This window comes from Nocardioides scoriae (assembly GCF_900104965.1).
Lineage (GTDB): Bacteria > Actinomycetota > Actinomycetes > Propionibacteriales > Nocardioidaceae > Marmoricola > Marmoricola scoriae.
Window position 1 is genome coordinate 1,061,619 of record NZ_LT629757.1, and the last position, 14,180, is coordinate 1,075,798.

13 protein-coding genes are annotated in these 14,180 nt (G+C 76.3%); 5 read left to right on the plus strand and 8 right to left on the minus strand.

Going from position 1 to position 14,180, the window contains the following annotated elements; translation table 11 throughout:
• Positions 1 to 85: 85 nt before the first annotated feature.
• From helR to BLU55_RS05140, 3 genes are all read left to right on the plus strand, one after another.
• Positions 86 to 2,296, plus strand: a complete 2,211-nt coding sequence (helR, locus tag BLU55_RS05130) for an RNA polymerase recycling motor ATPase HelR (RefSeq protein ID WP_091726851.1) — start codon at positions 86 to 88, stop codon at positions 2,294 to 2,296.
• A 90-nt stretch (positions 2,297 to 2,386) separates the two neighbouring features.
• Entirely contained in the window at positions 2,387 to 3,064 is a 678-nt protein-coding gene (locus BLU55_RS05135; protein WP_091726854.1) for a class I SAM-dependent methyltransferase, read from the plus strand.
• 65 nt (positions 3,065 to 3,129) lie between these two features.
• Positions 3,130 to 4,158: an LLM class flavin-dependent oxidoreductase gene (locus tag BLU55_RS05140; protein ID WP_091726856.1), complete on the plus strand. Its 1,029-nt coding sequence runs from the start codon at positions 3,130 to 3,132 to the stop codon at positions 4,156 to 4,158.
• Positions 4,159 to 4,197: 39 nt separating this feature from the next.
• Here BLU55_RS05140 and BLU55_RS05145 read toward each other — a convergent pair whose 3' ends face one another.
• Both BLU55_RS05145 and BLU55_RS05150 read right to left on the minus strand, forming a co-directional pair.
• Complete coding sequence (locus tag BLU55_RS05145) at positions 4,198 to 5,151, minus strand: hypothetical protein (RefSeq protein ID WP_091726859.1); 954 nt, start codon at positions 5,149 to 5,151, stop codon at positions 4,198 to 4,200.
• Positions 5,152 to 5,209: 58 nt separating this feature from the next.
• Positions 5,210 to 5,914 (minus strand): aminoacyl-tRNA hydrolase, encoded by a 705-nt coding sequence (locus BLU55_RS05150; protein ID WP_157682736.1) that lies wholly within the window; start codon positions 5,912 to 5,914, stop codon positions 5,210 to 5,212.
• An 83-nt stretch (positions 5,915 to 5,997) separates the two neighbouring features.
• Between BLU55_RS05150 and BLU55_RS05155 the strand changes: the two genes are divergently transcribed.
• The gene (locus BLU55_RS05155; protein WP_091726865.1) at positions 5,998 to 6,792 is read left to right on the plus strand and encodes a DUF1295 domain-containing protein; all 795 of its coding nucleotides are present in this window, start codon (positions 5,998 to 6,000) and stop codon (positions 6,790 to 6,792) included.
• Between the two features lie 2 nt (positions 6,793 to 6,794).
• On the opposite strand, the gene BLU55_RS05160 is transcribed toward BLU55_RS05155, so the two are convergent.
• Complete coding sequence (locus tag BLU55_RS05160; RefSeq protein WP_157682737.1) at positions 6,795 to 7,511, minus strand: alpha/beta fold hydrolase; 717 nt, start codon at positions 7,509 to 7,511, stop codon at positions 6,795 to 6,797.
• Between the two features lie 140 nt (positions 7,512 to 7,651).
• Between BLU55_RS05160 and BLU55_RS05165 the strand changes: the two genes are divergently transcribed.
• On the plus strand, positions 7,652 to 10,210 hold the full coding sequence (locus tag BLU55_RS05165) for an Ig-like domain repeat protein (protein WP_157682738.1): 2,559 nt from the start codon (positions 7,652 to 7,654) through the stop codon (positions 10,208 to 10,210).
• Between the two features lie 84 nt (positions 10,211 to 10,294).
• Here BLU55_RS05165 and BLU55_RS05170 read toward each other — a convergent pair whose 3' ends face one another.
• Genes BLU55_RS05170 through cobF form a run of 5 tightly spaced genes read right to left on the minus strand, consistent with a single transcriptional unit; the run spans position 10,295 to position 14,178 of the window.
• Positions 10,295 to 10,825 carry a bifunctional adenosylcobinamide kinase/adenosylcobinamide-phosphate guanylyltransferase gene (locus tag BLU55_RS05170; RefSeq protein ID WP_091726869.1) on the minus strand — a complete coding sequence of 177 codons (531 nt, stop codon included), beginning with the start codon at positions 10,823 to 10,825 and terminating at the stop codon, positions 10,295 to 10,297.
• Positions 10,822 to 11,592, minus strand: coding sequence for a cobalt-precorrin-6A reductase (locus tag BLU55_RS05175; RefSeq protein WP_231917054.1), 771 nt, complete (start codon positions 11,590 to 11,592; stop codon positions 10,822 to 10,824). Before BLU55_RS05175 ends, BLU55_RS05170 begins: the two co-directional genes overlap by 4 nt.
• Entirely contained in the window at positions 11,589 to 13,070 is a 1,482-nt protein-coding gene (locus BLU55_RS05180) for a cobyric acid synthase (protein WP_091726871.1), read from the minus strand. Before BLU55_RS05180 ends, BLU55_RS05175 begins: the two co-directional genes overlap by 4 nt.
• Positions 13,067 to 13,414: a (2Fe-2S) ferredoxin domain-containing protein gene (locus BLU55_RS05185; protein ID WP_197681103.1), complete on the minus strand. Its 348-nt coding sequence runs from the start codon at positions 13,412 to 13,414 to the stop codon at positions 13,067 to 13,069. The genes BLU55_RS05180 and BLU55_RS05185 overlap by 4 nt, the downstream gene beginning before the upstream one ends.
• Positions 13,411 to 14,178: a precorrin-6A synthase (deacetylating) gene (gene cobF / locus BLU55_RS05190; protein WP_091726874.1), complete on the minus strand. Its 768-nt coding sequence runs from the start codon at positions 14,176 to 14,178 to the stop codon at positions 13,411 to 13,413. The genes BLU55_RS05185 and cobF overlap by 4 nt, the downstream gene beginning before the upstream one ends.
• Positions 14,179 to 14,180 lie beyond the last annotated feature (2 nt).

Here is a 14,180-nt window from a genome sequence, read left to right on the forward strand (position 1 = left end):
CCCTGACCAGGGGGCTTGCGGCAAGACCCGGGACGGGGCCCAGACTCTCCCGGCCACGTCACCCACCCCGTTCGGAGCACCACTGATGCACCCGCCCGACCCCGCCCCTGCTAGCGCCGCGTCGTTCTTCGCGCTGCCGGCGCACCTCGCCGCCAAGGCCGACCCGGCGCTGGTCGGCGCGGACGAGGCCCACTTCGCCGCGATCGCCACCAGCATCGAGGACTCCGTCGCCGACCTGACCGCGCGGCTGGAGGACACGCTGCGCGCGCCCGGCGGCACCGGCCAGGAGGCGCTGGACCGCGACGAGGAGGTGCACCGGCTCGGGTCGCGGCTGCGCACGATGCGCCGCTTCGGCGTCGACCTGTGCCTGGGGCGGATGGTCGCGGCCGACGGGGCCACGACGTACGTCGGACGGCTGGGGCTCACCGACCGCGAGGGGACCCGGCTGCTGGTCGACTGGCGCTCGCCCGCCGCGGAACCGTTCTTCGGGGCCACCCACCGCGACCCGATGGGCCTCGCGAGCCGGCGGCGCTACCGCTGGGACCGCGGCCGCATCGGCGACTACTGGGACGAGGTCTTCACCCCCGACGGGCTGGTGGGCCACGCCGCGCTCGACGACCAGTCGGCCTTCGTCGCCAGCCTCGGCACCAACCGGTCGGCCCGGATGCGCGACGTGCTCGGCACCATCCAGGCCGACCAGGACGCGATCGTGCGGGCCGGCTCGAGCGGCACCCTGGTCGTCGACGGCGGGCCCGGGACCGGCAAGACGGTGGTGGCGCTGCACCGGGCGGCGTACCTGCTCTACTCCGACCCGCGGCTGGGCCACCGTCGCGGCGGCGTGCTGTTCGTCGGACCCCACCAGCCCTACCTGGCCTACGTCGCCGACGTGCTGCCCAGTCTCGGCGAGGAGGGGGTCGCGACCTGCACCCTGCGCGACCTGGTGCCGCAGGGCGTCGTGGCGCGCGCCGAGACCGACCCGGAGGTGGCCCGCCTCAAGGCCACCGCGGAGATGGTCCGGGCCGTCGAGCCGGCGGTCCGGTTCCACGAGGAGCCGCCGACCCGGGGGATGGAGGTCGAGACGCCCTGGGCCGACCTGTGGCTCAGCGCCGACGACTGGGCCGAGGCGTTCGCCTCCCCCGACCCCGGAGTGCCGCACAACGAGGCCCGCGACCAGGTCTGGGAGCACCTGGTGACGATCCTGCTCGACCAGCACCGGGCGGCCACCGCCGACGAGGACGACGACGACGAGGTCGGGTCGACCGCGCAGCTGCGCCGGGCCCTGGCCACCCACGCCGAGCTGGTCGACACCTTCCGCGGCGCCTGGCCGATCCTGCGCCCCGACGACGTGGTGGGCGACCTGTGGGACGTCCCGGCGTACCTGCGCCGCTGCGCCCCCTGGCTCGGCCCCGACGAGGTCCGCCTGCTCCAGCGCGCCGACCCGCAGGACTGGACCGACGCCGACCTGCCGCTGCTCGACGCCGCCCGGCTGCGGCTCGGCGACCCGGAGGTCTCCCGGCGCCGTCGTGCCCAGGAGGCGGCCGTCGCGGCGGAGCGGCGTCGGATGGACCGGGTCGTCGACGAGATCCTCCAGCAGGACGACGACGACGGCCTGATGGCGCAGCTCGCCCAGGACGGCATCCGCGAGGCACTGGTCGACGAGGGCGCCGTGCCCCAGGGCGACCCCGACCTGCTGGCCGGGCCGTTCGCGCACGTCGTGGTCGACGAGGCGCAGGAGCTGACCGACGCGGAGTGGCAGATGCTGCTGCGTCGCTGCCCCGCGCGCAGCTTCACCGTGGTCGGCGACCGGGCGCAGGCCCGCCACGGCTTCACCGGCACCTGGTCCGAGCGGCTCGGCCGTGTCGGCCTCGACCGGGTCGCCCTGGCCTCGCTCAGCATCAACTACCGCACGCCGGAGGAGGTGATGGTCGAGGCCGAGCCCGTGATCCGCGCGGTCCTTCCGGACGCCAACGTGCCCACCTCGGTGCGCAGCAGCGGGCTGCCCGTCGTGCACGGCGCCCTCGCCGACCTCGGCGACACGCTCGCCGACTGGGTGGCGTCCCACGCCGAGGGCACGGCCTGCGTCATCGCCGCCACCCCTCCCCCGCAGCCGCTCCCGGCGCGGGTCCGCTCGCTGACCCCCGAGCTGGCCAAGGGCCTGGAGTTCGACCTGGTGGTCCTGCTCGACCCTGACGCCTGGGGCGTCCCGGGCGGCGGCATCGAGGGCGCCGTCGACCGGTACGTCGCGATGACCCGCGCCACGCAGCAGCTGGTCGTGCTCACCACCACCGGGTCGTGAGGCTGGGCGGGTGCCCGTGGCCCCACGGCCCGCTTGCCGGAACGGCAACGGAAGTTGTCGACGCAGTGCCCGGCGGCGCAGGGTGGTGCCATGAGCGACCACGACCACGCGCACCAGCACGACCACGACTCCCACGACGGCGACCCCACGGCCGAGGACTTCTTCGAGCCGGCGGGCTGGGAGGCGCGCTACACCGGCGAGGCCACGATGTGGAGCGGCGAGCCCAACCCGCAGCTGGTGGCCGAGGCCGGTCGGCTGACGCCGGGGTCGGCGCTGGACGTCGGCTGCGGCGAGGGTGGTGACGTGGTCTGGCTGGCCCGCCAGGGCTGGCGCGTGACCGGGGCGGACTTCGCGGCCCAGGGCCTGGCGCGGGCAGCGCGGCACGCCGAGCAGGCCGGCGTCGCCGACCGCACCGACTGGTGGCAGGTCGACGCCCGCCGGTTCGCCGCCGACGGGCGGCTCTTCGACCTCGTCACCACGCACTTCCTGCACCCGCCGGACGGCGGCATGGTCGAGGTGACCCGCCGTCTGGCCGGGGCGGTCGCGCCGGGCGGTCACCTGCTCGTCGTGGGCCACGCGCCGTCGGCGCACCACACCCAGCTCACCGACAGCCACCGGCGCGCGATGTGGGAGGCCGCCGACCTGCTCCCCGGCCTGCCCGAGGGCTTCGAGGCGGTCGTGGTGGAGCAGCGGCCCCGCAGCGTCGAGCGCGACGGCCAGCGCTTCGACATCGAGGACTCCACGCTGCTGGCCCGGCGCACGTCCTAGGCGGGCGGTCGGCACCCGCGGCTAGGCTCGGCGCGCCCGTCGCTGCGACCGCCCGAGGAGCCACCGTGCCGGACCCGTCCACCCCGCTGCGCAGGCTGGGCTTCCTCACCATCGGTCTCTTCGACGCGGCCGACCCCGGTCCCGGCCACGAGTCGACGCTGCAGGTGATCGAGCTGGGCGAGCAGCTCGGCTTCGACAGCGCCTGGCTGCGCCACCGGCACCTGCAGCACGGCATCTCCTCGCCCGTCGCCGTGCTGGCGGCGGCGAGCCAGCGCACGCGCCGCATCGAGCTCGGCACGGCCGTCACGCCCCTGGCCTGGGAGAACCCGCTGCGGCTGGCCGAGGACCTCGCCACCGTCGACGTCCTCTCCGGGGGCCGGCTCAACCCGGGCCTGAGCGTCGGGCCGCCGATGCGGTGGGACGACGTCAAGCAGGCGCTCTACCCCGACACCGCCGAGGTCGAGGACTTCGGCTACGGGCGGGTGGAGCGGCTCCTGGGGATGCTGCGCGGCGAGCCGGTCAGCGGGTTCTCCGGGACGGTCGGCATCGAGGAGTTCTCCGACCGGGTGCAGCCGCACTCGCCCGGCCTCGCCGACCGGACCTGGTACGGCGGCGCCAGCCTCCGCTCCGCCCGGTGGGCCGGCGAGCACGGCCTGAACCTGCTCACCAGCAGCGTCGTCAAGGCCGAGGAGCCGGGCGAGGACCACGACTTCGCCAGCGTCCAGCAGGCGCAGGTGCGGCTGTTCCGCGAGCACCACCCCGCCGGCGCGGCCGCCCGGGTCTCGCAGGGCCTGGTCGCGGTGCCCACCGACAGCGCCACCCGCGAGCAGCGCGAGAAGTACGCCGCGTACGCCGCCGCGCGACTCCCCCGGACCACCTCGCCGCAGGGCCCCGCCCGGCTGCTGTTCGCCCCCGACCTGGTCGGCACCTCCGACCAGCTCGCCGAGCAGCTCCACGCCCACGCGGGCTTCCGCGAGGTCGACGAGGTGGCCTTCGCGCTGCCGTTCTCCTTCGAGCACGACGACTACGTGCAGATCCTCACCGACCTCGCGACCAGGCTCGGCCCGGCGCTGGGGTGGCGCCCGGCGCCCTGAGCGCCCCGACCGGGCCGGGTCACGGGGTCGCCCCGACGCTCAGCCGTCGACCCAGCGCAGCACCCGCAGCGCGCGCAGCGTGGTCCACCGGCTCGGCCGACCGACCTGCTCCATCTCGAACCACGACTCGCCGGGGTGCACGCGGTCGAGCAGCCAGGTGCCGTCGGGCTGCTGCTGCTCCCGGAGCACGGCGACCGCCTCGCCGAGGCGCTCGTCGACCGGTCCGCCCGCGAGCGCGAAGTGCTCCAGCCCCCGGAGCACGTCGTGGTGCCACTGCGGTGGCCAGGCGGCCCGCAGCCAGCCCGCGTCGACGACCTCACCGGTGCTGCGCCTGCGGAACAGTCGCCGCTCCAGCAGGTAGTCCTCGCCCCGCCGCACCGCCTGCCCCACCGGGACCGTCCCGCCGGCGCGCTCGAAGGCGGCCAGGCCCTCGAGGACGCAGGTGGTGCTGTCGAAGGACGAGACCGTCGAGCCGTGCTCGGTCCAGCAGTTCCAGCCGCCGTCGTCGAGCTGGTCCTCCAGCAGCCGCGAGGCGAGGGCCCCGACGTCGGCGCCGAACCAGGCCCCGATCGCCAGGGTGCGGCCGTTGATGCAGGCCTCGACCTCGCCGTCGAAGAACGCCTGCCCGTCGTGCTCCCAGCGGCAGTGCTCGGTGACCAGCGCCACCGTCTCGCGAGCCGCCTCGGACGCCGGGTCCAGTCCCAGACGCCGCAGCAGGTCGAGGGTGGGCAGCGTCGAGGTCCACGGCTGGCCGGCGGAGAAGTCCGGCTCGCGGCCCGCCTGCCACGCCAGCGACACCTCCCGCGGGAAGCACGCCCCACCGGCCCACTGCCCGTCGTCGTCGCGCAGGGCCAGGAGCCGGGCCCCCCAGCCCTCGGTGGCGACCCGCGCCCGCTCGGACGCGACCTCGTCGGCCGGGGCGTCGAGCAGGTCCTGCAGCACCTGCCAGCGGATCGACGGGTCCCCGTCCAGCAGCCAGTCCACGACGTCCACGGGGCCACGCTAGGCCGACCCACCGACACCGTCCGGTCGACGTGGTGCGGCACCGGCCCTAGCCGGGCGCGTCCCCAGGCGGGAACGCCACCACGGTGACCGTCCCGGGCGCGACCTCGGTGAAGCCGCCGTCGGCCACCACGACGGGCGCCCGCGCGACCAGCCGGTCCCAGTCCTCGCCCCACGCCCCCACGGGGTCGAGCACCACCTCCACCGGGGCGCCCGTCGCGAGCCAGGCCCCCGCGGCCTCGGCGGGCAGGTCCTGGAGCACCAGCTGGGCTGCGTGCCCGACCTGCGCCGCGGCCTTGCCGGTCGTCATCTCGACGTGCGGGTTGACCACGAGCACCGCGCGCCCGGCCGGGTCGCGCGGCCCCTCGTCGGGCTGCTCGAGCGAGAGCCCGCCGACCTGCAGCCGGCCCACCTCGGGGTGCACGTCGTCGACCGGTCCGGGCACGTGCACGGCGACGTCGACCTCGCCGTGGTGCGACCGGACCCCCGGCACCGCGAGCTGGCGCGTCCACCCGGCGCCGCGGGCACGCCGCACCACCTTGCGGATCGGCCCCGCCCGCCACCGCTCGGTGCGCGCGCGCTCCTCCGGCTCGGCGGCCTCGGAGGTGAGGTCGGCGAGCGCGAGCGCCACCGCCGAGGCGACCGACCGCAGCACGGCGAGGTGTGCGGGCGAGGGGTCCTTCTCGACCCGGACCACGACCTGCAGGGCCCAGGGCACGCCGTCGGGCTCGGGCGGGTCGGCGTACGGCGTCACGGGCGCCATCCAACCAGCGCGGCCCACGGTTGGCGGGGTCGGCTTCGATGGAGGCCCACCACCCGTGAGCCCCGGAGGCACCCGTGAGCGTCGACCTGTCCAACCTGCGCCGCGTCGTGGCCACCTCGGCGGCCGTCGTGACCGCGCTTCAGACGGCGACCGCCGTGGCCGGGATCCGGCGGGGTCGGCGCGACTACGCCGACGCCGCGTGGGGCCCTGGGCTGGCCGCCATCGCGGTGACCGGTGCCGTCGTCGGCACCGGCGACCCCGCACGACGCTGGGCCCTGGCCGCGGTGACGACCGCCTGGGCCACGCGCCTGGAGCGGCTGATGCTGCAGCGCCTGGCCGGCAGCGACGAGGAGGACGAGCGCTACACGGAGTTCCTCGAGGGCGACGCGGTGCCCGCGGTCGCGGCGAAGGTCTTCCTCACCCAGGGGCTGGCGCAGCTGGTGGTCTCCGCGCCGCTGCAGCTCGCGGCGGCGAGCGCGCTGCCGCGCACCCGGCGACGCTGGTTGTTCCCCGTGGGCGTCGCGGTGATGGTCGCCGGCGCCGTCGTCGAGGCCACCGCCGACCGGCAGAAGGCCCGCTACACCGCCCGCGACCGCGAGGAGCGGCCCGACGTGCTCGACACCGGCCTGTGGGGCTGGTCGCGGCACCCCAACTACTTCGGCGACTCCGTGGTGTGGGACGGCGCCTGGCTGGCCGCCGCAGCGTCCGCGCCCGCCGCCTGGACGCTGCCCGCGCCCGTGGCGATGAGCTACTTCCTCGTCCACGCGACGGGGGCCCGGCGCACCGAGGAGAAGATGCAGGAGCGCGAGTCCTACCGCGACTACCAGGACCGGGTGTCGTTCTTCGTGCCCCTGCCCCCCGGGCGCTGAAGTCAGCCCACCTCGCGCCCGAAGGCGTCGACCACCGCGACCAGCCCCGCGGGCTCGTCGAGGTGCACGTGGTGACCGAGCCCCAGCTCGGTGAGACGACCGCCGACGAGGCGCCGCACGTCCTCGCGGTCGGGGCCGGCCAGGGCGCTGCCGCCCATCGGGCAGGCGATCACCGCCACCGGCACCGGGCACGCCGCCACCAGCGCGGCCAGGTCCCACGCGAGCGGCGGCAGCACGGCCAGCGCGGGATCGCCCTGGAGCAGGCCCTGCACCACCCCGCGGGCGTCGCGCCGGCTCCACGTCGGGTGGCCGTGCAGGAGCGCCGCGACGGCCGCGGTCGGGTCGGCCCGGGCGTCAGCGGCGTCCTGGGCGCGGCCCCGGCCCAGGCTGCGCGTGCGTCGGCCGGCGCTCCGGCCGGGCGGGTCCACCAGCACCACCCCCGCGGCCCACGACGGGTCGGCGACCGCCGCCTCCAGCGCCACCACCGCACCCAGGGAGTGGCCCACGAGCAGCCGCCGTCCGCCGGGGTGGTGCTCCCGCACGTCGTCGGCCAGGGATCCCAGGGTGCGGCCCTCGCCCACCGGCCGGCCGCCGTGGCCGGGCAGCGTCGCCGCCTCCACCTGCCAGCCGCGGGACTCCAGGGCCGGCCCGACCCGCCACCAGGTGGCCGCGCTGGACCACATGCCGTGCACGAGCAGCACCGCGGGTGTGGAAGTCACGGCGCGACCGTAGCCCCCCGACCGGTGCGCGGGCTCGCGGCAACGAGCGGATCTGTCGTTCCCGAGACGGGACGGTTCCGCTGCTGACAGCCTCCTGCCCGTCGGTCCGTCCTGGCCCGACCTCGATCACGGGGGACCTCTTGACCTTTCTCACCTCGGGCGCTCCGGCGCGCCCGCCCGTCTCCGCGCCCACGGGCGCCCACCGCGTGCGGAAGGCCGTGGTCGGGACGCTCACCTGCGCGCTCGCCTCCGGAGGCGTGGCGCTCGGCCTCGCCTCGCCGGCCCAGGCCGCCACGACGTACGACGTCATCGCCACGCTCCCCCTCGGGGCCATGAACGACAGCCTGGCGATCGACTCCGAGCACGGCTCGGTCTTCGTCGTCCACGGCAGCAGGAACAGCGTCTCGGTCATCGACACCGCCACGAACACCGTCAAGGCGACCATCCCGGTCGGCAGCGGGCCCAACCGGGTCGCCGTCGACGAGGGGCTGGACCGGGCCTACGTCACCAACCACGACGGTCGGAGCGTGTCGGTCATCGACACCGCCACCAACACGGTCGTGTCCACCATCGAGGGGCTGGACCGCCCGCGCGGCATCGCCGTCGACCCGACCACCCACAAGGTCTACGTCGCCCTCTACTTCGGCGGGGAGGTCCTCACCGTCCTCGACCCGACCGTGTCCCCCATGACGCGGGTGAGCACCGGCTACCTCGGGAGCCGGCCCTGGGCCGTGGACGTCGACCCGACCACCCACCGCGCCTACCCCACCACCCTCTTCGGCGGCACGCTCTCCACCGTCTCGGGCTCCTCGATCCTGCACACCCTCGGCGGCTTCGGCGGACCGACCCAGGTCACCGTCGACCCGCTCACCAAGCGCGCCTACGTGGCCCACAGCGGCGTCATCAGCGAGGTCGACATCAGCGCGGACACCGCCGTCACCAGGCGCACCCTCGTGGCGGGCACGGACCTCGCCATCGACGCCGACGAGCGCCTGCTCTACGTCACCAGCGCGGCCACCGACGACGTCGCCGTCATCGACCAGGCCACCGACGCGCGCGTCGCCACGGTCCCGGTCGGCACCGACCCGGTCGCCGTCGAGGTCGACCAGAGCACCCACCGTGCCTACGTGGTCAACAACAACGGCACGCTCTCGGTGATCGCCCCGCGCGCGAGCCAGGCCATCACCTTCACCTCGCTCGCCCCGACCGAGGCCACGGTGGGCGGCGACCACACGGTCACCGCCACCGGCGGAGCCAGCGGCGAGCCGGTGACGTTCAGCACCGCGAGCACCGCGTGCTCGGTGTCCGCGGCGGGCGAGGTCGACCTCCTCCACCCGGGCGACTGCACCGTCGCCGCCGACCAGGCCGGCGACGACGCCTACGCCCCGGCCGGCCGGGCGACCCAGTCCTTCACCATCTCCCGGGAGGCCACGACGGCGGTCGTCTCCCTCGACGACGCCTCGGTCGTCTTCGGCGACTCCACCACCGCCACCGCCGAGGTGGGCGCGACCCGCGACGGGGCGGTGCAGTTCACCGTCGACGGCGACCCGGTCGGCAGCGCCGTGGCCGTCGCCCCCGACGGCACCGCCACCAGCCCCGACCTGACCGACCTCGCGGTCGGCGCCCACCCGGTCGGTGCGGTCTTCAGCCCCACCGACGAGAACCGCTACGCCCCCGCCACGGCGGCGCCGCAGACGCTCACGGTCGACGAGGCGGCCACCACCACCACGCTGACCGTCACCGGGTCCGACCTCACCGCCCAGGTGGCGCCGGTCGCCCCGGGCAGCGGTGAGCCGACCGGCACCGTGCGGTTCCTCGTCGCCGGCACCGAGGTCGGCCAGGACTCCCTCGAGGACGGCGAGGCGACCCTGGCGCACCAGGTCCCCGCGGGTGCCACCCGCCAGGTGGCCGCGGTGTACGACGGTGACGGCTCCTTCGCGGGCTCCTCCGACTCGAGCTCGCGCCAGGACCCGACGGTCACGACGTCCACGACCAGCACCCGCGCCCCGCGCCACGGCTGGTACTCCGCGCCCGTCACGGTGGACTTCCGGTGCCAGCCCACCAGCGGCGCCCTGACCGAGCCGTGCCCCGCACCCGTGACGCTGGCGGCCGAGGGCGCCGGCCAGTCGGTGACCCGCACGGTCCTCGCCACCGACGGTGGTGCCACCACGGTCGTCGTGGGCGGGATCGACATCGACACCACCCGCCCGACGGTCGAGCTCACGGGTGTCCGGGCCGGGGCGACGTACTTCGCCGCCGGACCCGACGCCGCCTGCCGGTCGACCGACCGGCTCTCCGGCGTCGAGTCCTGCACCGTGGCCCGCACGACGCGCGGCCGCAAGGTCACCTACGTCGCCACCGCGACCGACCGGGCCGGCAACACGAGCAGCACCCGCCTGGTCGCCCGCACCACCAAGGTCGCGGTCAGCGGGGCGGCCATGGAGGGCGGCCGGTACGTCGTGCGCCGTGGCCGCACCTACACCGTGCTGGTCGCCGCCACCTCGCAGCCGCGCTGGGTCAACGCCGCGCCCGCGCCGCGTCGACCGGCCGGGGGCAACTACGCCTTCACCGAGATCGCGAAGGGCCGCTGGGCGCTGGGCGTCAGCTTCAACCGACCCACGAAGCACCACACCCTGTGGAACTTCGGCACCCGGGTCGGCGGCACCACGACCGTCACCACCGTGAAGGTCGTCGGCTAGGCCCCATCACCTCCGACCAGGCACCACCGACCAGGCCGCCCCGACCCGCCCGCCGCGGGTCGGGGCGGCCTGCTCGCGCCGCGACTACGGCAGCACCAGCACCCGGCCCGCGACCACGAGGTGCACCTCGTCGCAGGCCGCCCCGACGGCCTGGTTGACGGTGCCGAGCAGGTCGCGGAACAGCCGCCCCGAGCGGTGGGCGGGCACGACCCCCAGGCCCACCTCGTTGGTCACCAGCACGACCGGGCCCCGCGCCGAGCCCAGCGCGGCGACGGCGGGCTCCAGCCGCTCGGCGACCAGCGCCTGCACCTGGCCCGACGGCAGCTCCCACGCGGCCGCCTCGTCGAGGACCGCGGTCAGCCAGGTGCCGAGGCAGTCGACGAGGACCGCGCCGGGGGTGGCCAGGGCCACGGCCAGGTCACGCGACTCGAGGGTCGTCCAGGTGGACGGGCGCCGGGCGCGGTGGGCGGCGATCCGCGCGGCCCAGTCGGGGTCGGGATCCTCCTGCGTCGTGGGTCCGGGCGCGACGTAGGTGACGTCGCCCTCCCCCGCCAGCAGCTGCTCGGCGTGGCGCGACTTGCCCGACCGCACGCCCCCGGTCACCAGCACCCTCACGCCCGCACCCCCCGCTCCTCGCGCACCCACGCGTGCGCCTCCTGGACCGTGGCGACGGTGAGGGCACCGGCGGGCGCCTCCGGACGGCGCACGACGACGACGGGCACGCCGAGCCGCGCCGCCGCGTCCAGCTTGGGTCGGGTCAGCGCGCCGCCCGAGTCCTTGGTGACCAGGACGTCGACCGCGTGCGACTCCATCAGGGCCGTCTCGCCGGCCACGTCGTACGGCCCCCGGTCGCGGAGCAGCCGCCACGTGGCGGGCAGGGCGTAGTCGGGCTCGTCGACGACCCGGACCAGCGCGGCGGCCGGGGCCAGCGGGCCGGTGAACGACGCCAGCGACTGCCGTCCCACGGTCAGGAAGGGTCGCGTGCCGAGCCGGGCGGCCTCCCGGGCCGCCTCGTCGTGCGACCCCACCCAGGTCCAGGACCCGGCCGCCGGGTGGGTGGCCCAGCCCGGGCGCTGCAGCCGCAGCCACGGCACCCCGACCTCCGCGCAGGCGGCCGCCGCGTGCGCCGAGATCGTCGCCGCGAAGGGGTGCGTCGCGTCGACCACCACCTCGGGCCCGGTCAGCCGCAGGTGCGCGGCCAGGCCCGCGGCCCCGCCGAAGCCACCGACCCGCACCTCGCCGACCGGCAGCCGGGGCCGTGCCACCCGACCCGCGAGCGACGACACCACGGGCACGTCGTCCGCGACCAGCGCGGCGGCCAGCGCCCGCGCCTCGCCCGTCCCGCCGAGCAGGAGCACCCCGCCGTCGGACGTGGGGCTCACCGCGAGGCCCCCGGCTCCAGGAGCCGCAGCGAGGCCGGGGCCCCGGAGGTGGCCAGCCCGAGCAGGGCGTCGACGTCGAGGTGCTCCTCGACCAGGTCGCCGAGCAGGTCGAGGCGTCGTTCCCGGGCGGCGGGGAAGCTCGCCCCCGACGGCGCCCTGGACCCGCCGAGCAGCCGGGCGACCTCGCCGAGGAAGGCCTGCCGGAAGCCGTCGCCCTCGAGGCTGCCGTGCCACATGGTGCCGAAGACCGACCCCGAGCGCGCCCCGCCCAGGAACTCCTCGGCGTCGCCCCGGGTGATCCGGCCGTGGTGGATCTCGTAGCCCGCCGTGGTGGCCCCCAGGGCCGCGCCGGTGGGCAGCCGGAGCACCTTGGCGGCCGCGAAGTCGGTGCGCACGTCGAGCAGCCCCAGGCCCTCGAGCTCGGCCCCGGCCGGGCCCTCGACGCCGTCGGGGTCGGCGACGGCGCGCCCGAGCATCTGGAAGCCGCCGCAGACGCCGAGCACCGGCCGACCGGCCGCGGCGTGCGCGAGCACGGCCCGGTCGAGCCCCCGGTCGCGGAGCCAGGCCAGGTCGGCGAGGGTGGCGCGGGTGCCGGGCAGGACCACCAGGTCGGCGTCGGAGAGGTGGCGCGGGTCGCTGGCGAAGACGACGTCGAGGTCGGGCTCGAGGCCGAGCGCGTCGACATCGGTGAAGTTGCTGATCCGCGGCAGCCGCACCACCGCCACCTTGAGCGCGGCGCGCCCGTGGCCGCGACGGCCCTCGAGGTCCAGCGCGTCCTCGGAGTCCAGCCACAGGTCGGGGTCCCAGGGCAGCACGCCGTAGACCCGCCGCCCGGTCAGCTCCTCCAGCTGCGCGAGCCCGGGCTCCAGCAGGCTCCGGTCGCCGCGGAACTTGTTGATGACGAACCCCGCCACCAGCCTCTGGTCGGCCGGCTCCAGCAGCGCGACCGTGCCGAGCATCGCGGCGAAGACCCCACCGCGGTCGATGTCGCCGACCACGACCGTCGGGACCGCGGCGTGCCGGGCCAGGCCCATGTTGACGTAGTCGCTCGCCCGCAGGTTGATCTCCGCTGGGCTGCCCGCGCCCTCGGCCACCACCACGTCGAAGCGCGAGGACAGCTCGTCGAAGGCGTCGTGGGCCGCCCGCGCCAGGTGGCGCCGGCCGTCGACGAAGTCGCGCGAGGACACCGAGCCGGCCGGCCGGCCCATCACCACCACGTGGCTGCGCTGGTCGCCCGAGGGCTTGAGCAGCACGGGGTTCATCGCCGCCTCGGGCTCGGCCCGCGCCGCCAGCGCCTGCACCCACTGCGCCCGCCCGATCTCGGCGCCGTCGCGGGTGACCATGGAGTTGTTGGACATGTTCTGGGCCTTGTACGGCGCCACGGCGATCCCCCGCCGCGCGAACGCCCGGCACAGCCCGGTCGTGACGATGCTCTTGCCGGCGTCCGAGGTCGTCCCGGCGACCAGGAGCGCGCTCACGCCCGGCGCCCCCGGGTGTCGGTGGCGAAGCGGTGCGGCTCCAGCACCCGGGGCAGCGGACCGCCCTGCTGCACCCAGGCGACCACGTGCTCGGTGGTCGACGCGGCGAGCACCCCGCCGAGCCAGGTGTCGCTGGGGCGTCGGCCGCCGGTGAAGTCGCGCACCAGCACGACGTTGCTGCGCTCGCACTGGTCGAGGCAGTCGACGACCCGCACCCGCACCCCGTCGACGCCGTCGACCGCCAGCAGCGCCTCGCGCTGGCCGTCGTGGTCGGTGCGGGGGTGCTTGTCGGTGCCGCAGCAGCAGTCGCGGCACAGCAGCACGTCGCGGTCGGGCCGGGTCACGACGCCCGCCTCAGCAGGAACACGTCCATCACCCACCCGGCCGCCGCCTTCGCGCGCACCCGGGCCGCCTCGACGTCGGCGACCACGTCCCGGACCCGCCCGGCGACCAGCTCCTCGCTGGGGGTGCCGAGGTTGGCGCCCCACCAGATCCGCCAGTCCTCCAGGCCCGCGAGGTCGACGTGGCGGTTGAGCATCACCACGACGTTGTCCTGGCCCTGCTCGACGGCCTCGCGCAGCCGGCGGCCGGTGGTCACGTGCATCGCCTGGCCGACCTCGTGCAGCACGATGCCGTGACGGGCCGCCAGCAGCTGCAGGCTCGAGATGCCGGGGAGCACCTCGACCCGCAGGTCGAGGCGGCCGCGCCCGCGGACCTGGTCGAGCACCCGGATGGTCGAGTCGTAGAACGCCGGGTCGCCCCAGACCAGGAACCCCGCGTCGCCCTCGTGGGCCAGCAGCGCCTCCTCGAAGGCGGTCGCCCGGGCGTCGTGCCAGGAGGCGACCACGGCGGCGTACTCCTCGTCGGTCGCGGTGCGGTCGGGGCGCCGCTCCCGCTCGGGGTCCTCGACGCGCACGACGACGGGCGGGGCGTCGAGGTGGCGGTCGAGCAGCCGCTCGCGGGCGTTGACGAGCGGGTCGGGCATGCCGCCGCGCGGCGACTTGTCGGAGACGACGAAGAAGTCGACCTCCCGCATCGCCCGGACCGCCTCGAGGGTCACCAGGTCGGGGTCGCCCGGGCCCACGCCGATCAGCCGGACCGTCCGCACCC